Annotated in this window: 18 protein-coding genes; 2 read left to right on the plus strand and 16 right to left on the minus strand. The window is 54.7% G+C overall.

Annotated features, from left to right (window positions below):
• The first annotated feature begins 35 nt into the window (after positions 1 to 35).
• Entirely contained in the window at positions 36 to 1,340 is a 1,305-nt protein-coding gene (gene gsk / locus OGX75_RS16325; protein ID WP_286451452.1) for an inosine/guanosine kinase, read from the plus strand.
• Positions 1,341 to 1,430: 90 nt separating this feature from the next.
• On the opposite strand, the gene ybaL is transcribed toward gsk, so the two are convergent.
• Entirely contained in the window at positions 1,431 to 3,107 is a 1,677-nt protein-coding gene (ybaL, locus tag OGX75_RS16330; protein WP_047458388.1) for a YbaL family putative K(+) efflux transporter, read from the minus strand.
• Positions 3,108 to 3,386: 279 nt separating this feature from the next.
• Positions 3,387 to 4,607, minus strand: coding sequence for a fosmidomycin MFS transporter (gene fsr / locus OGX75_RS16335; protein WP_012133495.1), 1,221 nt, complete (start codon positions 4,605 to 4,607; stop codon positions 3,387 to 3,389).
• A 174-nt stretch (positions 4,608 to 4,781) separates the two neighbouring features.
• Between fsr and ushA the strand changes: the two genes are divergently transcribed.
• Positions 4,782 to 6,434, plus strand: a complete 1,653-nt coding sequence (gene ushA / locus OGX75_RS16340; protein WP_199971331.1) for a bifunctional UDP-sugar hydrolase/5'-nucleotidase UshA — start codon at positions 4,782 to 4,784, stop codon at positions 6,432 to 6,434.
• 81 nt (positions 6,435 to 6,515) lie between these two features.
• On the opposite strand, the gene ybaK is transcribed toward ushA, so the two are convergent.
• The 14 genes from ybaK to OGX75_RS16410 all read right to left on the minus strand — a co-directional run bounded on the left by ybaK (position 6,516) and on the right by OGX75_RS16410 (position 22,495).
• Positions 6,516 to 6,995 carry a Cys-tRNA(Pro)/Cys-tRNA(Cys) deacylase YbaK gene (gene ybaK, locus OGX75_RS16345; protein WP_012133493.1) on the minus strand — a complete coding sequence of 160 codons (480 nt, stop codon included), beginning with the start codon at positions 6,993 to 6,995 and terminating at the stop codon, positions 6,516 to 6,518.
• A 201-nt stretch (positions 6,996 to 7,196) separates the two neighbouring features.
• Positions 7,197 to 7,991 (minus strand): TraB/GumN family protein, encoded by a 795-nt coding sequence (locus tag OGX75_RS16350; protein ID WP_286451451.1) that lies wholly within the window; start codon positions 7,989 to 7,991, stop codon positions 7,197 to 7,199.
• Positions 7,992 to 8,134: 143 nt separating this feature from the next.
• Positions 8,135 to 10,636 (minus strand): copper-exporting P-type ATPase CopA, encoded by a 2,502-nt coding sequence (gene copA / locus OGX75_RS16355; protein WP_286451450.1) that lies wholly within the window; start codon positions 10,634 to 10,636, stop codon positions 8,135 to 8,137.
• A 95-nt stretch (positions 10,637 to 10,731) separates the two neighbouring features.
• Positions 10,732 to 11,445 (minus strand): MgtC/SapB family protein, encoded by a 714-nt coding sequence (locus OGX75_RS16360; protein ID WP_047458375.1) that lies wholly within the window; start codon positions 11,443 to 11,445, stop codon positions 10,732 to 10,734.
• Positions 11,446 to 11,509: 64 nt separating this feature from the next.
• Complete coding sequence (locus tag OGX75_RS16365; RefSeq protein WP_410735703.1) at positions 11,510 to 12,493, minus strand: nucleoside hydrolase; 984 nt, start codon at positions 12,491 to 12,493, stop codon at positions 11,510 to 11,512.
• Between the two features lie 10 nt (positions 12,494 to 12,503).
• Complete coding sequence (locus OGX75_RS16370; protein WP_024130582.1) at positions 12,504 to 13,535, minus strand: LacI family DNA-binding transcriptional regulator; 1,032 nt, start codon at positions 13,533 to 13,535, stop codon at positions 12,504 to 12,506.
• 106 nt (positions 13,536 to 13,641) lie between these two features.
• On the minus strand, positions 13,642 to 15,036 hold the full coding sequence (locus OGX75_RS16375) for an MFS transporter (RefSeq protein WP_024130581.1): 1,395 nt from the start codon (positions 15,034 to 15,036) through the stop codon (positions 13,642 to 13,644).
• Positions 15,037 to 15,243: 207 nt separating this feature from the next.
• Complete coding sequence (locus tag OGX75_RS16380) at positions 15,244 to 16,014, minus strand: heme ABC transporter ATP-binding protein (protein WP_012133486.1); 771 nt, start codon at positions 16,012 to 16,014, stop codon at positions 15,244 to 15,246.
• Positions 16,011 to 17,003, minus strand: a complete 993-nt coding sequence (locus OGX75_RS16385) for a FecCD family ABC transporter permease (RefSeq protein WP_230032201.1) — start codon at positions 17,001 to 17,003, stop codon at positions 16,011 to 16,013. Before OGX75_RS16385 ends, OGX75_RS16380 begins: the two co-directional genes overlap by 4 nt.
• 50 nt (positions 17,004 to 17,053) lie before the next feature.
• Complete coding sequence (chuY, locus tag OGX75_RS16390) at positions 17,054 to 17,677, minus strand: anaerobilin reductase (RefSeq protein ID WP_112002138.1); 624 nt, start codon at positions 17,675 to 17,677, stop codon at positions 17,054 to 17,056.
• Positions 17,677 to 18,171: a heme utilization cystosolic carrier protein HutX gene (gene hutX / locus OGX75_RS16395; protein WP_012133483.1), complete on the minus strand. Its 495-nt coding sequence runs from the start codon at positions 18,169 to 18,171 to the stop codon at positions 17,677 to 17,679. The genes chuY and hutX overlap by 1 nt, the downstream gene beginning before the upstream one ends.
• A gap of 12 nt (positions 18,172 to 18,183) precedes the next feature.
• Positions 18,184 to 19,521 (minus strand): heme anaerobic degradation radical SAM methyltransferase ChuW/HutW, encoded by a 1,338-nt coding sequence (gene hutW / locus OGX75_RS16400; RefSeq protein ID WP_286451449.1) that lies wholly within the window; start codon positions 19,519 to 19,521, stop codon positions 18,184 to 18,186.
• A 20-nt stretch (positions 19,522 to 19,541) separates the two neighbouring features.
• Positions 19,542 to 20,366: a heme/hemin ABC transporter substrate-binding protein gene (locus OGX75_RS16405; RefSeq protein WP_286451448.1), complete on the minus strand. Its 825-nt coding sequence runs from the start codon at positions 20,364 to 20,366 to the stop codon at positions 19,542 to 19,544.
• Positions 20,367 to 20,368: 2 nt separating this feature from the next.
• Positions 20,369 to 22,495, minus strand: a complete 2,127-nt coding sequence (locus OGX75_RS16410; RefSeq protein WP_286451447.1) for a TonB-dependent receptor — start codon at positions 22,493 to 22,495, stop codon at positions 20,369 to 20,371.
• Positions 22,496 to 22,696 lie beyond the last annotated feature (201 nt).

Here is a 22,696-nt window from a genome sequence, read left to right on the forward strand (position 1 = left end):
ATGCACCGCTCAGTTATCCACCTGTAAACACAATCATGAAATTTCCCGGTAAACGTAAATCCAAACACTATTTCCCCGTTAATGCCCGTGACCCGCTGTTGCAACAAATTCAGGCTGAAAATGAAACCAGCGCGTCATGGGTGGTTGGTATCGATCAGACGCTGGTGGATATTGAAGCGAAAGTCGATGATGACTTTGTGACACGTTATGGATTGAGCGCCGGGCATTCTCTGGTGATTGAGGATGATGTCGCAGAAGCGTTGTATCAGGAGCTGGTGCGTGAAAACCTGATCACCCACCAGTTTGCCGGTGGCACCATTGGTAACACCATGCACAACTACTCGGTGCTGGCGGACGATCGCTCCGTTCTGCTGGGCGTGATGTGCAGCAACATTGAGATTGGCAGCTACGCCTATCGCTATTTATGTAACACATCGAGCCGTACCGACCTCAACCACCTGCAAGGGGTTGATGGCCCCATTGGCCGCTGCTTTACGCTGATTGGCGAATCCGGCGAGCGTACCTTCGCCATCAGTCCCGGCCACATGAACCAGCTTCGGGCGGAGAGCATCCCGGAATCGGTGATTGCGGGTGCATCTGCGCTGGTGCTGACCTCCTATCTGGTGCGCTGTAAACCGGGCGAGCCGATGCCGGAAGCGACCATGAAAGCCATTGAGTACGCGAAAAAGCATAATGTGCCGGTGGTGCTGACCCTGGGGACGAAGTTTGTTATCGCCGATAGTCCGCAGTGGTGGCAGGCGTTCCTCAAAGAGCATGTCTCCATTCTGGCGATGAATGAAGAAGAGGCGGAAGCGTTAACCGGCGAGAACGATCCGCTGCTGGCGTCTGATAAGGCGCTGGACTGGGTGGATTTGGTGCTGTGTACCGCCGGGCCGATTGGGTTGTATATGGCGGGCTTTACCGAAGATGAAGCGAAACGCAAAACCCAGCACCCGCTGCTGCCGGGGGCGATTGCCGAGTTTAATCAGTATGAGTTCAGCCGTGCGATGCGGCATAAAGATTGTCTCCATCCGCTGCGGGTCTACTCGCACATCGCCCCGTACATGGGCGGGCCGGAAAAAATCATGAACACCAATGGCGCGGGAGACGGCGCGCTGGCGGCGCTGTTACATGATATTACCGCCAATAATTATCACCGCACCAATGTGCCTAACTCCAGCAAGCATAAATTCACCTGGCTGACCTATTCGTCTTTGGCGCAGGTGTGTAAGTATGCGAACCGTGTGAGTTATCAGGTATTGAACCAGCATTCCCCGCGGTTGACGCGCGGTCTGCCGGAACGGGAAGACAGCCTCGAAGAGTCTTACTGGGATCGCTGAGTTATTGCCCGATGGCGCTGCGCTTATCGGGCCTACAAGAAAATCGTAGGCCGGATAAGGTGATTACACCGCCATTCGGCATCACACCGTTTAACCCGTCACCACTTCGCCTGCGGGCGGGGTTTCCAGTAGCTCCAGCATGGTGCGGGCAATTTCACGCTCGCCCATCACCACCTGATTCGCCCCGCGCTCGGTGATGTATTCCACCTCATCGTCATAATGCGCGCGTGCGATAATCTCAATGTGCGGGCATTTCTCGCGGGCGGAGGCCACGATTTCACCGGCTTCGTAACCGTTTGGAATGGTCAGCAACAGCCAGCGAGCGCAGTCCAGATGCGCCAGATTCATGATCTCTTCGTTAGCGGCATTCCCCAGTACGGCGCGAATACCGCGTTCACGCAGCTCATCCACGCGGGTACGTGAGGTTTCAATGACCACCAGCGGAATGCCTGCCGCCATCAGTTTTTCGCCCAGCAGACTACCGACGCGGCCAAAACCGACCAGCAGCGCGTGGTTGCAGATATCCACCGGAATTTGCTTCTCTTCTTCGATCGCTTCTTCCAGCGTCTGCTCTTCCAGCGTTTCCGTTTTGGCGAGGTATTTCTCTAACAACGCAAACAGCACCGGGTTGAGCATAATCGACAGAATCGCGCCCGCCAGCACCAGGTTCTGCCCTGCCTGCGGCAGCAGATCCAACGCCATGCCCAGACCTGCCAGAATAAAGGCAAATTCACCAATCTGCGCCAGGCTGGCGGCGATGGTCAGCGCGGTGCGCGGCGAGTGCCCGAACAGGCGAACCAGGAAGAAAGCGGCAACCGATTTACCGAAGATAATAATGGCCAGCGTAGCCAGTACCGCCATCGGCTGTTGAATCAGGATTAACGGGTCAAACAGCATCCCGACGGAGACAAAGAACAGGACCGCAAAGGCGTCGCGAAGCGGCAGCGTATCGTGCGCGGCGCGGTGGCTCAATTCTGATTCGTTTAACACCATCCCGGCAAAGAAAGCGCCCAGCGCAAAGGAGACATCGAACAGTTCGACGGCGCCAAAGGCGATGCCCAGCGCCAGCGCCAGCACGGAAAGGGTAAACAGTTCACGGGAGCCGGTAGCGGCGCTGCGCGCCATAATCCACGGCACCAGACGGCGCCCAACCAGCATCATAATGGCGATAAACGCCACCACTTTACCAATGGTGATGCCCATATCAACTGCCAGCGACGCGAAGCCGACATCGCCTTTTTCCAGCATTCCCGCCACGGCGGGCAGAAGAACCAGCGTCAGAACCATCACCAGATCTTCCACAATCAGCCAGCCGATGGCGATTTGCCCGCGCTGACTGTCAATAAGCTGTCTCTCTTCAAGCGCGCGCAGCAGCACCACGGTACTGGCGGTTGAAAGACATAACCCGAAGACGATACCGGTCATGAGCGACCAGCCCAACACCGCTGAAAGCGCCATACCCAGCAACGTCGCCACGGCTATCTGGGCGACCGCGCCGGGAATGGCGATGGCCTTTACCGCCATCAGATCCTTCAATGAAAAGTGCAACCCGACGCCGAACATCAGCAGGATTACGCCAAGCTCCGCCAGTTCAGGCGCAAGTTTGGTATCCGCGACAAAACCCGGAGTAAATGGCCCCGCAAGAACGCCCGCTAACAGATATCCCACCAGAGGAGAAATACGCAGTTTATTGGCAAGCATGCCGAGTATAAAAGCGAGCACGAGGCCGCCAACAATGGTGGTAATAAGCGGGGTGGCGTGATGCATTCCGTCTCCTTTGGTCGTTATGTTGATCCATTTTTGGTCGCCCTGGCGTCATCGCTCGCACAGCCTCACAAACGATGGCGCCAGAGAAACCAAAATTCCAGGTAATAGTTTATGACAATTTCGATGTTTATGTTTATGAATAATTGTTGAAATTTGATGAAAAGTGGAATTTAGAATAAAAAAGGCACGGATTGGAAAACTGGCGGGGTGTCTGTGAGCTAAAGGCTTACGGTGACTGGAAGAGAGTGCGACCAAAGTTTACCTTTGGCCGCAGGAAAATCAGGCTTTATGTCGGTTGTCAGGCAAGAATATGGTCAGTATCCCCAGAAGTGGCAGGAAAGCACATATTTTGTAGACCAAATCAATACTGGTGTGGTCGGCGAGCAGGCCTAATACCGCAGCGCCAAGGCCTCCCATACCGAACGCGAAACCGAAAAAGAGCCCAGAAACCATACCGATACGCCCCGGAAGCAGTTCCTGCGCATACACCAGGATGGCAGAAAAGGCCGATGCGAGGATAAAACCAATTATCACGGTTAAAATCCCCGTCCAGTGCAGGGTTGCATAGGGTAAAACGAGAGTAAACGGCGCTACACCCAGAATTGAGCCCCAAATAACATATTTTCGGCCTATTTTATCACCCAGAGGCCCGCCGATTACCGTTCCAGCCGCAACGGCAAACAGGAAGGCAAACAGATGAAACTGTGCGTTTTGTACCGATAATCCGAATTTTTGCATCAGATAAAAGGTGTAATAGCTGCTGATGCTCGCCATATAGAAGTATTTGGAGAAAATCAGGACTAACAGCACGCTGACGGCAAGTATCACTTTATTGCGCGGCAGCGGATTGACGATGGTCGCCTTCGGTTTTCCTTTACTTATCCGGTGTTGCGCGGCATACCAGCGGCTGATCTGCGCCAGCACAATAATGGCCAGCAACGCGGCTAATACAAACCAGGCCACATTACCTTTGCCATATGGCGCGATGATGACAGCAGCCAGTAGCGGCCCCAGCGAGCTGCCGAAGTTGCCGCCAACCTGGAAGATGGATTGCGCCAGCCCGTGGCGCCCGCCGGAGGCCATACGCGCCACGCGGGAAGATTCTGGATGAAATACCGAAGAACCGGTGCCGACCAGCGCCGCCGCCAGCAGCACAGCGCCAAAACTGCCCGCCAGCGCCAGCAGTACCAGACCGCTCAGCGTAAAGCACATCCCAATGGGGAGCGACCACGGCATGGGATATTTATCCGTCCAGTATCCGACGACCGGCTGGAGCAGGGAGGAGGCGAGCTGGAAGGTCAGGGTAATCATCCCTATCTGCATAAAGGTCAGGGAAAACTCTGATTGCAGCAGCGGGTAAATCGCTAAAATTAGCGACTGGATCATATCGTTCAACAAATGAGACAGGCTGATCGCGCCTAAGATGCCAAACGAGGTGCGTGCTTTAGTCGCCGCAGCAGAGGCGCCCGCTAACGGCTGGGTTGGTTCACTCATTGCCATAGAATGTCACTTCTGTTTTGTTTGCGATGTTGGGGATAATCGAATTTGTAATTATTACTCGACTAACATACCTGTGGACGGTGTTTGAAGGAAGTCTCAATTCTGAAAACATTTTCGACTATTATTTCAGATCATTGTAATTTCAGCGGTTGATATTGAGTCAGGGAGAGAAGCATGAAATTTTTGAAACGGGGTGTGGCGCTGGCATTGTTTGCCGCGTTTACGCTGGCAAGCCAGCCTGTTCAGGCTTATGAAAAAGATAAAACCTATAAAATCACCATCCTGCATACTAACGATCACCACGGCCATTTCTGGCGCAGCGAATACGGCGAGTACGGTTTATCGGCGCAAAAAACGCTGGTGGACGGCATTCGCAAAGAGGTTGCGGCTGAAGGCGGCAGCGTGCTTCTGCTTTCCGGCGGCGACATTAACACTGGCGTACCGGAATCCGACCTGCAAGACGCGGAACCTGACTTTCGTGGTATGAACCTGATTGGCTACGATGCGATGGCCGTCGGTAATCATGAGTTTGATAATCCGCTCAGCGTGCTGCGTCAGCAGGAAAAGTGGGCCAAATTCCCCTTCCTCTCCGCCAATATCTACCAAAAGAGTACCGGAGAACGCCTGTTCAAGCCCTGGGCTATTTTTAAACGCCAGGATCTGAAAATCGCCGTCCTCGGATTGACGACGGACGACACGGCGAAGATCGGTAACCCGGAATTCTTCACCGATATCGAGTTCCGTAAACCGGCCGAAGAGGCGAAGGTGGTGATTCAGGAACTGCAAGTGAATGAAAAGCCGGACATCATTATCGCTACTACCCACATGGGGCACTATGACAACGGCGATCACGGTTCGAACGCGCCGGGCGATGTTGAAATGGCGCGTAGTCTGCCAAAAGGCTCGCTGGCGATGATTGTGGGTGGTCACTCACAGGACCCGGTGTGCATGGCGTCCGAAAACAAAAAGCAGGTTGATTATGTGCCGGGTACGCCTTGCGCGCCGGATAAGCAGAACGGCATCTGGATTGTGCAGGCGCATGAGTGGGGAAAATACGTTGGCCGCGCGGACTTTGAGTTCCGTAACGGCGAGATGAAAATGGTCAACTATCAGCTCATTCCGGTAAACCTGAAGAAGAAAGTCACCTGGGATAACGGGAAAAGTGAGCGCGTACTTTACACCCCGGAAATTTCAGAAAATCAGCAAATGCTCTCGCTTCTGACGCCATTCCAGAACAAAGGTAAAGCGCAGCTGGACGTGAAGATTGGCAGCGTCAATGGTCGTCTTGAAGGGGATCGCAACAAAGTTCGCTTTGTGCAGACTAATATGGGCCATCTGATTCTGGCCGCGCAAATCGCGCGCACCAGCGCCGATTTCGGCGTGATGAGCGGCGGGGGGATTCGCGACTCCATTGAAGGCGGCAACATTACCTATAAAAGCGTGCTCAAGGTGCAGCCGTTTGGCAACGTTGTGGTCTATGTCGACATGAGCGGTAAAGAGGTAATTGATTACCTGACCGCCGTCGCGCAGATGAAGCCGGATTCCGGGGCGTATCCGCAGTTTGCGAACGTCAGTTTTGTGGCGAAAGACGGCAAACTTCATGACCTGAAAATTAAAGACGAGCCTGTTGACCCGGCGAAAACCTACCGGATGGCGACGCTGAGCTTCAATGCGACGGGCGGCGACGGGTATCCGCAAATTGATAATAAACCGGGATACGTGAATACCGGGTTTATTGATGCGGAAGTGCTGAAAGAGTACGTGCAGAAGAACTCACCGCTGGATGCCAGCGCGTATGAGCCGAAGGGCGAAGTCAGCTGGCAGTAACAGGGCGTAGTGCCGGTACGGGTCAATGCGGTTTGTAGGCCTGATAAGCGTAGCGCCATCAGGCAATCATTCTAAAATCGCTTAATCCCGGCGTGCGATATCGGCGAATTTCGCATCCAGAATTTTGGCTAAATCGCCCGCCGCCAGCTCGATGTCCAGCCCGCGTTTGCCGCCGGAAACATAAATGGTGGCGAACGTTTGGGCTGGCGCGTCAATCAGCGTCGGCAGCCGTTTTTTCTGCCCCAGCGGGCTGATGCCGCCGACCAGATAACCTGTCGTCCGTTGGGCGACCATCGGATCGGCCATATCGACCTTTTTAGCTCCCAGCGCTTTCGCTACTTTTTTCAGATCCAACTGTCCGGCAACGGGCGTTACCGCGACCGCCAGGTGCTTCATATCGCCGTTTACGGCAACCAGCAGCGTCTTGTAAACCTGATCAGGATTCAGGCCTAATTTGCGCACCACTTCATCGCCAAAATTGGTTTCTGACGGATCGTGATCGTAGGCGTGGATCTGAAAAGTAATGTTGTTTTTTTCGAGTAATTTTACGGCGGGTGTCATAGCAATTATTCCTGGCCCAGACAAAATACCCTTAAAGCATACGCCTGATGGTGGTCTAAAAAATAGTACCATCTTGCGCAATAGTATTGGCAGGATGGTGACTTTGAGCGACAATCGACATAACCAGGGCGCTACGTCCTGGCATAATAATAACGATGAAATTCCTCTTTGACGGGCCAATAGAAATATTGGCCATTTTTTTTAACGCATCAGCGCAGGCAAATTGCCTTCCCCGTAAAGATGAAGCGCGCCGACCGCCACGACGTACCGCCCTGGCGGCATGGCATGCAGACGCTCCCGCCAGGCGACATTTCGCTGATGCATCAGCACATCATACAGCGACTGACTGAAGGTATTCGGCAACGAAATAGCATTATTCTGCGGGGGCGATTTCAGCCACCAGCTCATCATCTGTTGCAGCAGTCTGGCGTTGGTATGCCAGTGCGTCAGGGTATCATCCAGTAGCGCCAGTCCGTTGTCAGGGAGCTGGCACAGCAGATTGATCTGGCTGGAAGCGCCTTCCAGTTCGATGATCGGTTTTTGCGCCTGTTTTGCCGTTTTCAGCAACTGGTAATCAATACCGTATTCCGGTCGCAGCCCCAGTTGTTGCGCCTGAGTCGCCTGCAATATCATGGCGATTTGCCATAACGGCTGGGTCGAAAAGAGAGAAGGGGAAATGCCCAGTTCATGGGTGATTTTATGCAGGCGCTGACGTAACTCGTCGCTAATTCGCTCATCCAGGTCGGCAAAGGCAGGCAGGTCGGTAAAAGGCGAATCGTTGCCTGAAACATCGGCTTCAACAATCAGCGCGTCCGCCTGCCTGAGCTTTTTAAGCAGTTTTGCCGGAAGGGGGGCCATATCGTGCGTTCCCATGTGAATACTGCCCACAAGATGAAAACAGCGATCGCCGGGTAACATGATGTCGATGGCAGGCCAGGTATAATGGTTGCCGCGCAGTGCAGCCCATAACGCTTTTACCCGGTATAACAGATCCATACGCCCTCCCTTAGTGGAAAACCATGCTAGCGTGTGGCTCTGGAAGGTGCAATGCGTGAAATGCCGGATGGCGACGCAAAAGCATCTTATCCGGCCTACGATGAGAGTGCTGCGTAGGCCGGATAAGCGTTAGCGCAGGCGCCTTACTCTTTTGGTTTAAAGCGCAACAACCGGTTGGCGTTGCTCACCACGGTAATTGAGGAAAGCGCCATTGCCGCGCCTGCCACAACCGGGTTAAGCAGCGTGCCGGTGAACGGCCACAGAATCCCGGCGGCAACGGGGATGCCGATGCTGTTATAGATAAACGCGCCGAGCAGGTTCTGCTTCATGTTTCGCAGGGTCGCCCGTGAGATGGCCAGCGCGTCCGCCACGCCCATCAGGCTATGGCGCATCAGGGTTATCGCCGCAGTTTCAATCGCCACGTCGCTGCCGCCGCCCATCGCGATGCCGACATCCGCCTGCGCCAGCGCCGGTGCGTCGTTGATGCCATCGCCGACCATTGCGACCTGACGTCCCTGACTTTGCAGACGCTTAATCGCATCGGCTTTACCGTCCGGCAGCACGCCCGCGATCACCTCATCAATCCCGGCTTCTTTGGCAATGGCGTTGGCGGTGGTCGGGTTATCCCCGGTTAACATCACCAGACGATACCCGGCGCGGTGCAGGCGCTGAAGCGCTGCGACGCTGTCGCTGCGCAGCGGATCGCGGATCGCCAGCAGCGCCGCGGCTTTTCCGTCAATCGCCAGCAATACGGGCGTTGCCCCCTGAGAAGCCTGCGCTGAAATTTCATCGTCCATTGCGGTCGTGACAACCTGTTGTTCATTCAGCAGCGCCTGATTGCCTAACAGCAACGTATGCCCGTCCGCTTCGCCGCTAACGCCTAAGCCACGTAACGTCCGAAAGTTATTCACCTGAGGCAGGGCGGCGTCGGCGGCTTTTTCCAGGATAGCGTGCGCCAGCGGGTGGCTGGAGCCTTGTTCCAGCGCTGCCGCCAGACGTAAGGCGCCCGCCTCATCGGTATCGCCAAATGTCCTGATGGCGACGACCTGCGGTTTACCTTCCGTCAACGTACCTGTTTTATCAAATATCACGGTGTCCAGCGTGCTGGCGCGTTGCAGCGCGTCGGCGTCGCGTACCAGGACGCCAAATTCAGCGGCGCGTCCGACGCCCGAGATAATCGACATCGGTGTCGCCAGACCCAGCGCACACGGACAGGCGATAATCAGGACGGTGGTGGCGATCACCAGCGTGTAAACAATTTGCGGCGCCGGCCCAAAGACATACCAGATACCTGCGCTCACCAGGGCAATCACCACCACGACTGGCACGAACACCGAGGAGATTTTATCGGCAAGCTGGCCGATTTCCGGTTTGCTGCTCTGTGCCTGGCGCACCATGCGAATAATGCGCGACAGAGTGGTATGGCTGCCGACTGCTCTTGCGCGAAACAGCACGCTGCCGTCCTGCACCACGGTTCCGGCATGAACGCTGTCGCCTTCGCCTTTCTGCTGCGGGATGGGTTCGCCAGTGAGCATCGCTTCATCCAGCCAGGCTTCACCCTGAGTGATTTCACCGTCTACCGGCACACGGTCGCCGGTGGTCAGACGCAGCAACATGCCCGGCTGTACATCCGCCAGAGGTACGCTTTTTTCACCGTCATCAGTGACCACGCGCGCTGTCGGCGGGGTTAAGTCGAGCAATTTTTCCAGCGCCTTAGAAGAGCGCTGGCGCGCGCGGGCTTCCAGCATGTGTCCGAGGTTGATCAGACCGATGATCATCGCACTGGCTTCATAATAGAGATGGCGCGCTTCCATCGGGAACCACTGCGGCCACAGGTTGACGCTCATCGAATAGAGCCAGGCCACCCCGGTGCCGAGCGCCACCAGCGTATCCATCGTGGCGGTGCCGTTCATCAGGTTTTTCCATGCACTGCGGTAGAAGTGTCCGCCCGCAAAAACCATCACGGCAAGGGTCGCCAGGCCGATTGCCAGCCACAGGCTGCGGTTATCGGCGGTGACCATCATGTTGTCGCCGAGCATCCCCCAGACCATCACCGGCACGCCGACCAGCAGCGCGACAATCGCCTGCCAGCGGAAACGTTTCATGGTAGCGAGTGCGGTTTCCTGCTGGCGTTCGCGGCGTTTAACGTCATCTTCGATCGCTTCTGCGCCGTAGCCTGCTTTCTCTACCGCCTGCACTAAATCTGCGGCGGACGCGCTGCCCATTACCAGCGCAGTGCGTTCCGCCAGGTTTACCCGTGCCTGTGTGACGCCCGGTACGCTTTGCAATGCGTTTTGCACCCGGGAAACACAGCTGGCGCAGCTCATGCCGCTTAACAGCAACTGTTGGCTTTCATCATCGACCGTCGCTGCCGGAAGCTCAGGGGGAACCGCTGTCAGTGCTTCCGACGGGATTGATGACTCCGCCAGCGGTTTAGCCTTTGGGTGGCTTAACTCCGCGCCGTAACCGGCTTGTTTAATGGTTTCAATAAGCGCTTCGGCGCTGGCGCTGCCGGTAACGTGCGCTTCGGTTACCGTGACGTCCGCCTGTTCAACGTCAGGACGTTGTTCAAGACTTTCTTTCACGCGTTTGACGCAGTGACCACAGGACAGACCGTCCAGGGTCAGGTCGATAGTTTGAGACATAACACACTCCTTTATGACAGGATTAACTGACTGTGATAAAGGGTAAACCTTCCATCAAGGGGAAGGTCAAGAAGTTTGTTTTATACTCGTGTTTTTCAGTGTTCCAGCGCGATAGCACAGACGTGTTCGAGCGTAGAAAGGTTGCTGTACAGTTCGGGCAAGGTTATTTTTTTTCTGATCACAACCTTAAGGTTGACCTCTATTTTTCCCTTTTTTACATCGCGGATAGTAATGGTCTCAATAATGCTTTTTTGCTGATTAATACTTTCTACCAGCGTTTGTAGCCCTGATTTTTCGTCAAGAATAATGCGGATTTTTACTTTGCCGGGGAGCTGGTTTTTTGTTTGTAAAAAGATCACAAAATAACTGAGCTTTATAGCCAGCAGAAATAACCCTGTGGCAAGCAGGGCATGAAGATAAAAACCGGCTCCGCTGGTAATTCCTATGCCAGCAGAAGCCCAGACGATAGCTGCGGTTGTTAGCCCAGATATCGCATCATCATGGCGATGGAGGATAACCCCGGCACCGAGAAAACCCACGCCACTGATGATTTGTGCGGCCAGGCGCATAGGATCGCTACGGATATTCATTGAAATCTCAGCGTAATACTCCGCAGATTGAATCGAAACAATGGTCAGGGCACAACTGGCTACTGAAATAATCACACATGTTTTAAACCCGACAGGCTTTCCCTTTGATTCTCTTTCAAGCCCGATGATTCCTCCCAGGAAAAAAGCGACGCAAATTTTGCATAATGTAATTAAAATTGGTTCTCCTTCACCAGAGAGGATGAGTGCTAACGTATTCATTTTTCCTCCAGAAAAACATAACCTTACACACTGCGCGAATATCTTCTTTTTCTGTGCAGCATCGCTATGCGCCGTAGCGATGGATGTAGTGTTCAATCAGCGAAAGAAGTTGATGGTTATCGATAGTCTGTAGAATTTTTATCATCGCGCCTTTGGGCTCGGGTATTCCCACGTCCAGGCGTAATGTGTCACGTCCATAACGACAGGTCATACCACGAGTAAGGCCTTCAAGCGAGACGTCCAGAAAGTCTTCTGTCGTTGCGGCGAGCGAGGGATCAAGCAACCAGGCGATCGTCAGAACATCGTGGATCCAGCAGCCAGGCAGATTGCGGGTCTGCATAGAGTAGGTGATCCACGGGCGAATGGTTTTTTCCAGATAGAGACCAAGAACGTTTTCTGCCGCAGCCAGACGATCCAAATCGGTATGAAGCATTTGGGTTTTTGTCGTGACATCCATCGGAACCAATGTGACCGGCGCACCGCTGGTGAGTACGGCATGAGCTGCTTCTGGATCAAGGCCAAAATTAGTGTCTTTCAGGTAGCCAGGAACATTGAATACTCCGCCCATGATCACGATATTCTTCACCGTATGAACGAGCTGCGGATAGAGCTGTAGAGCAATGGCGACGTTGGTGAGTGGGCCTGTTGCAACCAGCGTTATCTCACCGGGGTTATTGCATATCAGCTCACCTATCGCCTCAGGCGCAAGAGGCTTCGTGGCCTGGTATGCCTGCGGAACGGGGACATCAGCCCAGAGTTGGCGTAAGCCATATTGGTCTACACCATGATCAAGCTTTTCCCGCCAGGGCTGCGGATCTTCTCTGAGCGCGCGTGCGGCGCCACGGTAGACAGAAACGGGTACACCTAATTGTTGGACGAAGTCTTTGGCTACTGCATATCCGATTTCTACCGGTGTATTACCAGCCACCGTTGTGATCATCTCCAGAGAGATTTGCGGCGCGGCAATGGCGAGTGCCAGCGCGAGGCCGTCATCGATATTGGCGCCGGGAATGCCATTACCCGGATCGCAGTCGATAATCACGCGCATAGATTTATTTTTATCTGGTTTCAGGTTGTACTTCATGTCCCTGGCAGCCACACGACTCTCCCACTCGTAAAAAAAACTCAAATTCAACGCGGCGAACTTCTCCATCCCAGTTTTTCAACATATCAATTGCCGCACGAGCCATTTTGTCGACAGGCTGTCGGACGGCGGTCAGGGAAGGTACGTTGTAAGCCGATTCTTGTGTTGCGTTAAAGCAGACCAGCGCCACATCCTGTGGAACGCGTAATCCTTGTTCTGCCAGAGCGCGTAAACAGCCAAGCGCCTGCTGTTCATTGGTTGCGAACAGCGCGCGCGGCGGTTTACCTTGCAACATGCGTTTTGTCGCCTCGTAACCTCCGGCGCGGGTATAGTTAGTCGAAAAGATCCAGGAGGGGTTGATAATTAGCGATGACTCTTCCAGCGCTAGCTGCCATCCCCGGATACGATCCTGGGTGTTCAACATTTCACGCGGACCACAAATAATGCCAATATCGCGGTAACCGTGATCAATCAGATGCTTCGTCACCTGCCAGGCCGCCAGTTGTTCATCTACCTGAATAACACTGACATTCAACCCAGGGTCCACGCGATCCAGCATGACGCAGGGGGTTCCGCTCTCCTGAATCAGCTCAATATAGGGATGCCGGTCAACACTGGTATAGATAAGCCCGTCGACCTGACGGTGTAGCATATTGTTAATCAGTTCACGCTCACGTCCGCTGTTGTCGCCCGCATCGCCCAGCAGGAGCACTTTCCCATCAGAAAATGCTTCACGTTGCAGGGCATGCGCCATTGAGGCGATAAACGGGTTAGAGATGTCTGGCGCAATGAGTCCATAGGTTTGCGTGCTGCCAGAAGCCAGGGCGCGCGCTATACCATTAGGTCGATAACCGGTTTTTTTTATGGCCTGCAATACGCGCTGTCGGGTCGCTTCGGCGACGGGGCGCGGACCGTTATTAATAACGTAACTGACAACAGCGACAGATGTTCCCGCTTCTTTTGCAACATCAGAACGTGTTACGCGTTGTGAATGTGATTGGGTCACAAGGCACCTACCTGATTGAGTTCAGAGTGATCTTTTTTCCAGACAGCATAAGGCGTTATGACCCAAAAATCTTTGGTAAAGAACGCGCAACTCACGTTCTCTGGCCTCAAATTGCATCCTCGGGCAAGTTGAGATCCCGCCCACGAGTCTCTGGCGCGAAGAAAGTCGTCACCAGCCCAATTGCGGCCATCAGGGTGAAATAGACGGCGATAGGCCACCAGTGTCCGTAAAATGAGAGCAGCGCCGAGGCGACAAGTGGCGCCGTACCGCCAGACATAATGGACCCCAGCTCTTTTGCGAAAGCCATTTTAGTATAACGGTTGGTCACACCGAAAAGCTCAACGCCCCATGCAGCCTGAACACCGAAAATGCCCAGCGAAGCGAGCCCCATTCCGGTAATGATCGTCGGGATAACAATCCACGGTTCACGAGAATCCAGCAGCATGAATGCCGGAAATGCGTACAGAATCAGTAGCAGACAGAACCAACGGTAAGTGATACGTCTGCCAAATCGGTCAGAAAGCCAACCCGCCAGCGGAATAATGGCAAATCCCAGAATAGAGGCGATAAATACCGCAACAGTGGGGACAGATTTATCAACCATCAGCACTTTGGCAACATAGCCAATGATGAATCCCTGGGCCAGATAGGAGGGGCCATTTTCGCCGATGCGTAATCCGACCATGGTCCAGAATGCTCTGGTGCGTTGCCAGAAGCTACGGGTGTCATACTGTTGCATCTCCTGACCCTGGCGAAGCGCGTTCTCTCGCTCGGCTTGCAGGAGTGCTTTTTGACGCTCAAAGACGGGCGTTTCACGCATATGGCGGCGAATAAACAGTGCGGCGGCGGCGATGAGGAAGCTGCAAAGAAAAGGGATGCGCCATCCCCAGCTAAGCAAGGCGTCTTTATCCATTTGCAGTACGATGAGCCAGACTAAAGAAGCCAGCAATGTTCCGCTATTTGAGCCCAGAGCGATAATCGAGGAGACCAGTCCGCGATGCTTAACTGGGGCATATTCACCGAGCATGACGGTGCCGCCTGAAAGCTCTGCCCCGGCGCCCAGCCCCTGGGAAAATCGTAAGATGACCAGGCATACCGGCGCCCAAACGCCAATCTGGGCGTAGCTGGGAATTAAACCGATCAACATGGTCGACATACCCATTAACCCGATAGTGATAACCATGACAGTCTTCCGGCCATGACGGTCGCCTATCCAGCCGAACAACAGCGCGCCGATGGGGCGTGCTATAAACCCGACGGAATAGGCGGCGAAGCTGGAAAGTAGCGCCATAACTGGTGTGGCTTCAGGAAAAAAGACGTCGCCAAAGATAATGCCTGCGGCGAGGCCATACAGCGCAAAATCGGCATATTCCATTGTCGTGCCTAACCAGCAGGAAAATGTCGCTCGCCAGAATTCGCGGCGCCCCTCGGGGGTTTCCAGTCGTTCCTGAGCTGCCTGTTGGCCGTCCGTCAGGGGAACAGAGGATGAATGCGTGTTCATAAGAACTCCTTGAAGTTAGCTGTCGACATAAGTCGCAGGTTTATACTCTTCACGTTCTACTCGCGTAGATATTATATTTTTACCGCAGATTAATAAATCTACCCGCGTAGAATGACCAGTTGAAAGAGTCAGAATTGAGAAAGCGATCACTTATAACAGGCAATTGTTACAGAAAATGGAGCATCAGCATTCGATGCTCCGCAAGTTTTACCGATCGAGGACGATCAGCGGTGAGAGATTTGATGGATCGTTTAAAACCGTGATATCCGCGCCGTAAAGCGTTTTCAGCGCCTGTTGTTTCAGCACCTCCTGCGGTCTGCCGTTATCAATAAGGCGGCCGTTTGCCATCAGCACCACCCGGTCGGCATAGCGTGCGGCAAGATTGAGATCGTGCAGCACGCAGCAGACGTTGAACTGCCGTTCACGCACCAGTTGGCGCAGCAGACGGAAAAGATGCTGCTGGTGGTGAATATCCAGCGCGGAGGTGGGTTCATCCAGAAACAGCCATTTGGGCGAGGGCTCGGGTTCCCAGAGCTGAACCAGCAGGCGCGCCAGCTGTACCCGCTGTTGTTCGCCGCCCGACAACTGCCGGTAATCACGCGAGGCCAGCTGGCTGCAATCGCACAACGCCATGATGTGCTCGGTTTCATCGCGTGGATTATGCGTCCGATGAGGATGCCTGCCCATGCGAATGACTTCCCGAACGCTGAACGGAAACGCCATGTGGCTGTTCTGGCGCATCACCGCGCGGGTCTTCGCCAGTTCCGTCAGCGGCCATTCGGTCAGCGGCTTGCCCAGAAGCGTACAGCGACCAGAGTCGGGCTTCAGATACCCGGTAAGCTGGCGCAGCAGCGTGGATTTCCCGGCGCCATTCGGCCCTAGAATAGCGACGATTTCACCACCAGGCAGAGTCAGCGAAACATTGTCCGTTAAACGGCGTCCATGAATGCTGTAAACCAGATTTTGGGCATCAATCATACCACCCTCCGGCTGTTCAGAATGAGCCACAGGAACCAGGGGCCGCCAATCAGGCTGGTCAGAAGGCCGACCGGCATCTCCGCAGGCTGTACCAGCGTGCGTGCCAGCGTGTCGGCAACCAGGAGCAAACATGCCCCTGCAAGTGTAGAGCAGGGAATGAGCCAGCGATGGTCTGCGCCGATGATCATGCGAATTAAATGGGGAACCACCAGACCGATAAAGCCAATCACGCCGCTTACCGAAACGGCAGCGCCCACCAGCAGGGAGCTGAGCAACAACAGCTGCTGACGTTTACGCTTTACGTTTACCCCCAGATAGTGCGCCTCTTCATCCCCTAATTGCAGCAGGTTCAGCGTCCCGGAAAGACAGGCGGTGGCGGCGATGGCGGGCAGCGCGAACGAACTGGCCACCAGTAGCGTCGGCCACTGCGCCTGGCCGAGGCTGCCCATCATCCATAGCGTCAACTGACGTAATTGCTGTTCGTCGCCAACATAGCTCAGTATGCCGATAGCCGCCCCGCACAGCGCATTAATCGCAATCCCGGCCAGCAGCAGTTGCATCATGCCGCCGTGAGCGTGGCGCAGGCTGATCAGAAAAATAACCGCGCAGACCACCACGCTGCCGGCGACGGCAAAGATCATCTGTTCATAGAGCGCCAGAACGACGGGCAACGAAAGAGGGAAAACGATCGCGACGCCGACCATTAACGCAGAGCCGCTGCTGACGCCAAGCAACCCCGGATCGGCCATCGGGTTGCGAAACAGTCCCTGCATGATCACGCCCGCTGTCGCCAGCGCGCCGCCAACCAGCACGGCCAACAGAACGCGGGGCAAACGGATGTTCAGCCAGATATCCCGGTACTCTTCGTTAAACAGCGCGCTGAAGCTGATGTTCAGCGCCCCCTGGCTGGCGCCGAACAGCACCAGTGCGATCAGCAAGAGTGAAAGCCCCGTCAATACACTGAGGGAAGAGAGTGAATCCTTGAACACTCGAATCTCCATAACGTCATTGCGGCGCGGATGTCCGCGCCGCGAGGGGATCACACCGGCTTTAGTTCAGGCTCAACCAGACTGTAGATCTGATTGTTAAGCGCAGGCGCGCAGGCCAGTTCATGAATATGGGCGGCGACATCCGCACGCATCACAAACCCGTGGCACTCCTGTCCCTGGTAGCGCTGCGCTTTACCTGTCGCATCGCCATTCAGTAAACCGCCAGGCCGCAGGATGGCATAATCCAGCTGACTGGTTTGCAGCCAACTTTCCGCCAGCGTTTTTTCCCGCACGGCCTGGCCGAATGCGGCTTTCGCGCGAGGGGATAAAAATGCCCAACTGTCGCCGCATCCCAGCGACGTCACCAGAATCATGCGTTTGATGCCCACTTTTTCGGCTTCATCAATAACGGTTCTGTGCGCCAGATAATCCTGGTTTCCCCCCATTGATGAAATGACAAGCGCCTCCGGCCCTGCGGCATGGCAGGCGCAGGACACGACGCTTGCGTCGCAGGCATCGCCAATAAATACCTGAACGCCTTTGCTTTGCAAAAGGGCCGCGGTTTCCGGGTGACGAATCACGGCAACGACCGGGCGCTGTTGCGTCAGCGCGAGTTCAAGCGTTCTGGCACCCACGCCCGTACCGCCGGCACCGAAAAGTAACCACGGTGTCATCAGGCGTTTTCCTTCAGAGAGGAGGCCAGTGTGCGGAAGGCGTCAACCTGTTCGCCCAGTAGCTGACGATGCTCGTCGCGACCGAGGAAGACTTTAAACATGGCGCTGCCCGCCTGGTTGAGGAACAGAATAGACGCAGTGTCCATGCCCATAAATTTGCGTTCCACTAAGGCGATGTGCGTGCAGTTTTCCGCTTTGATATGGCCGGTCATGCCTTTTTTACCGCGCAGATTGAAATAACCGTGACGATGGAAGCCGGAGGGCAGTTCACCGGTAAATTCGAGAATGACATCGGCGGTGTGCACCAGGGTTGTGACCTTGCCCCATTCGCTGACGGTGTCCCAGACGGTATCGAATTTATCGCCGCTGACCAGGGTATGAGAGGGCAGGTTTTTGACTACGTCTAAAAGCGTGGTGTTGTACTGTGCGGCGATCGCTTCCAGCGTTCCGTCCGGCTCAGTGCGCAAAAAATCCTGTAAAGAGACATGGCTCATAAGTTACTCCTTTTATGGTTTATCTACCGCGATGCGCGGTGCGTTAAGTTCCTGAATCAGCTCGTCAAGAGACTGCAAAATATTGCTTGCCCAGAAGCGTCCTTCGTTGGTCAGACGCAGGCAGGTTGACGCATCGCGGGTCAGCCCCGCGTTGTGCCATTGGGTCAGTAACGGAATCAGTTGCTCCGCGTGAGGCGTCAGCTCATCAAGCGGTACGCGCGCCGTTTCAATCCCCGCCTGTAACGTATGGCGCCACTGAAAGCCGCGTTCGGCGGTACGCATCATCATCATTAACGGCTTTTTCCCGGCGGCGATAGTTTCATGCCAGGTGGAAAGGTTTCTCTCCACCATCCAGGAGTAGCCGTTGACCGAACCGCCTGCGCCGGAGCCGAAGGCGAGGCAGTCAGCGCCTTGCTTGATCAGCAGGTTGTACAGGTTGCGTTCTCGGGTGGTACGCGCCCAGTGGCTGTTGCTGATGCAGCGCCAGCCCGCGCTATCCATAAAATCGCAGCCCTGAAGGTAGAGGTCGCGACGCGCTGAGGGGGAAGGAACGGTCGTCCGGCCACTTTCAACCGCTTTACCGAGCGGCGTATTGGGAAGCAAATTCAGCGCATACAGATCGATCCCATCCAGCCCGATATCGCGGGCTATCGCCAGATCTTCACCCCACAGGGCGGCATCCTGACCGGGCAGGCCGAACAGCAGATCGCACACCACGGCGGCGCGATCCCGCCGCACCAGGCCGTTCATAAAGGCGATGGCGGTTGGGCCGTTCGAGGTGCGCGCCATTTTCTTGCGGATCTTGCTGTTGAAAGACTGAATGCCGATAGAAAACCGATTGGCGCCCGCATCAAGACAGGCATCAACGCGGGCATCATCAAAGTTGAGCACCCGACCTTCGATAGTGATTTCGCAATCCGGCGCCAGCGGCAGTTTTTCACGCAGCGTGGTGATGATCCTGGCCAGATCCCTGGCCGACAGCGCAGACGGCGTTCCGCCGCCGAAATACACCGCATGAATGGGCGCTGACTGGTGCAGCGTGCTGTCGGCTTCCATCTCTATTTCACGTAGCAGGGCGTCGGTATAGCGTGCGCAGTGATCCTCTTCAAAGCGGTTCTGATAAAAACCGCAGAAAGTACAGTGGGTTGCGCAAAAAGGGATATGTAAATACACCAGTCTTTTGCGCGGTGGAACGGTCTGGCTGATGACGTTCTGCCAGGTTTGTGACAATTGCTCTTTTGCGACAGGAATCGCACCACGCCACGGCATCGTGGCCCGACGATCCTTAAAGGGCTGGTTCCCCTCCAGCGCGAAATGTGGAGTGAGATCCAGCGTGTGTTGAGTATTCATAATTGTAATGCCAAATCCATTTAATGAGGCCAGAGTTGCTGGTGCAGAGTTTCAACGGCGTCAGCGACGCGGGGACCCATCCCCAGAATCAACGCCTGATCAATGGCGACGATCCGCTGATTTTTCCAGGCGGAGGTATGGGTGATACCGGCAATGGCGCGCAGGCGATTGATATCGCCCTCGACCATCTGTGATGTCACAACAATCACCTGCGGGTTTGCCGCAATCAGCGATTCCGCGCTGTAACTTTTATATTGCGCATGCTGGGCGACATTCTGCGCGCCAGCGAGGGTCAGAATCGCGTCAGCGACGCTGCCCTTACCGGCGATCTGCGGGGCGCTGCCCCCCGCAGAAAGAATAAACATCGCCTTAACCGGCGCGCCTTTCGCCTTCACGCTGTCCTGCACACGATCCAGCCGCTGGCGAATGCGGTTAACCAGCGCGTCGCCCTGTTCAGGAACCTGGAGCGTGTTCGCCAGGGCATGAATATTGGCGTACATCTGGTCAACGGTGGCCGGAACGCGCGGCAGGGTGACAACGTTGACTTTTTGGGTGCGCAACTGCTCCAGCACAATATGCGGGCCCGCGTCCTGCCAGGTAATAAAGCTGTCCGGGCGCAGCGATAAAATGCCTTCACTGTTCAGTTGCTTCCAGTAGCCAATATGCGGCAGTGCAGCGGTTTCGGGGGGATAAGAGGTGGTTTCATCCACCCCGACAATGCGATCGCCGATGCCCATCGCAAAAATAAGCTCGCTGAGAGAACCGCCCGCCACCACCAGTCGTTCGGCCGCCTGCACGCTGAAGGCGTTAACCAGCGCCAGTAAGCCAATGACAAGTCTCTTCATCGTCAGAAATTCCACGCAAAACCAATCGCTGCGTTAAAGCCCGCCGCTGGAATGGATTCATGAGCGGTCTGGTAACGTTTATCGGTCAGGTTGTTCAGCGCCAGATTGACCTGATACTGATCCTGCGGACCAAACTCGGTATTAAAGGCGAGGTTAAGCGTCGCCCAGCCCGGATAGCGAATTTCAGTCTCTCCCGTGTTGTCTTTGGCGCTGGATGCCGCACGGATGAAGAGATCGGAAGTGATATTCGCGGCATTGAGCAGCAGCGTGTGTTTCAGACCTGCGCGGCCTGTCAGCATCGGTTCGCCGGTATCCCAGGTTTTCTGCACGTCACCTTCATACTGACGACGAATCAGGTTGCCGCTCAGATAAGGTGATACGGCCCAGGCGTTGTATTCCGCCGTCAGCTCCATCCCCCAGGTTTTGGCGCGGTCAATGTTGTCGTAGTAGTAGGATGAGGTGCTGCTGCCATTACAAATCGCTTGCCCTGAACAGGCGAGACTGGCGATATAGTCTTTGGCTTCGGAGTAGTAAATCGCCCCGTCAATCAGCCACATATTGCCTTTGTAACGCGCACCCAGTTCATAGTTATTGGAGTGCTCAGCCTTCAGGTCAGGATTGCCATAGGTGATTCTGCCGCCCGCAGACGTTTGCATAAACAACTGAACCAGCGTCGGGAAGACATATCCCTGAGCATAGGCTGCGCGTAGCTCAAGATTATCAAAACCGGAGTAACGCAGGCTGGTTGAGGTGACTAACTCATCGTCATGCGCTGACTTTCCACCGGATGACTGCCAGGTTGTGCCGCTCAGACTGTCGCTACGGTTCAGTTTAGAAGAGAGCCAGTACTGACGTGCGCCGACGGTCCAGGTCCAGTCATCGGCAAAACGCCAGTCGTTTTGCGCAAATATTGAGGCGTTACCTTGTTCAGCCTCAATATGTGACAGGGTATTGGTCTGGATATCGAAGACGCCGGTTGCCGCTGTCTGACGCGTGCTGCTATTGGTGTCCTGCTTCACTTTGTCGTGCTGATACTGCGTCCCGATAACCAGTTCGTTGTTCGCTGGCAGTGAGAAGTTGCTCTGTAACGTCACACCCTGCGTGTACTGTTTATCATTGGTGTTGGTCTGATTGCTGACTGTCAGCGCCTGAATCATCGGGCTTGGGATGACCTGGGTGGTTTTTACCCGATTCTCAAATTTACGCTCAATGGTCTGGCTGTAAGCGTCGAGGTGGATTTTTTTCAGGTAATCGCCATCGGCATCATAGTCATAGAAAACGCCAACCTTTTCGCGTTCCAGTTTCGGAATACGGACGCTGAATTCGTCATACTGGTTATCCGCATCGCTAATCCAGGTTTGGGTAGACGTTTTGTAGCGATCGAGTGATAGTCCAAATTTATGGCGATCGAGATTGTAGCCAAGCCAGACGCCCTGGCTGTTGTTGCGGAAATTGGTGTTGGGCAATCTGCCGTCAGGCGTGTCGCGGTTGCCCTGATCGGAATAACTGCCGTTAATGCGGTAGTCAAAGTTGCCGATGCTGCCCCCGGCGGCGGCCGACTCCTCCCAGCCTGCGGTCGCGGAGTTGTAAACGGCTTTGACGCTTCCGCCAAGCGGCTTATCGCCGCCTTTTTTCGTAATAAAGTTCACCACGCCGCCAATGGCCTGCGAGCCATAGAGCACCGAGTAGGGGCCTTTAACGATTTCAATACGCTCAAGCGACGATTCATCAATGAGCAAGCCGGCGCCGTAGTTTTGCCCGGCGCGCTGATAGCTGACGACCTGGCCGTCAATCAAAATTAATACGCGTGAAGAGGCTTCGCCGCGAATGCGGATCTGTTTGCGTCCTGCCAGAGAGTTATCAGTAACCTCAACGCCGGGGATGTCCTGTAGATCGTCCGCAATCGACACGCTGGTGGAATTCTGTATGGCCTGGCGGTCGATAACCTGAATCGTGGCCGGGCTTTCCCAAAGGCTACTTTCTGAGCGGTTAGCGGTGACGATTAACGTGTCGTCATCCGATACTTTATGATGTTGTGCTGTAGTTGTCGTGGCTGCTGAAACAGCACCTGAAACGCATAATGTCAGGGCCGAAAGAATAAATGGCCGTTGGCTAATCCGTGGCAACATGTGAGAACCTTTATGAGTATGTAAATGATCATCATTATCATTCGCGTTTATATAGAAGATGTATCCACAAGTTCAAGGTTGAAAGGTGTATAATTAATGCACCTTTGATCTGTATCAATATGTTGCAAGCAAGACAACCATAAGTGTGAGCGAGATCGCACATAACAGTAGGATTGCTAAGGATTTATTGCACAGGCGCCA

It is taken from the genome of Citrobacter sp. CK199 (assembly GCF_030333285.1).
In the GTDB taxonomy this organism is placed as follows: domain Bacteria; phylum Pseudomonadota; class Gammaproteobacteria; order Enterobacterales; family Enterobacteriaceae; genus Citrobacter_B; species Citrobacter_B koseri.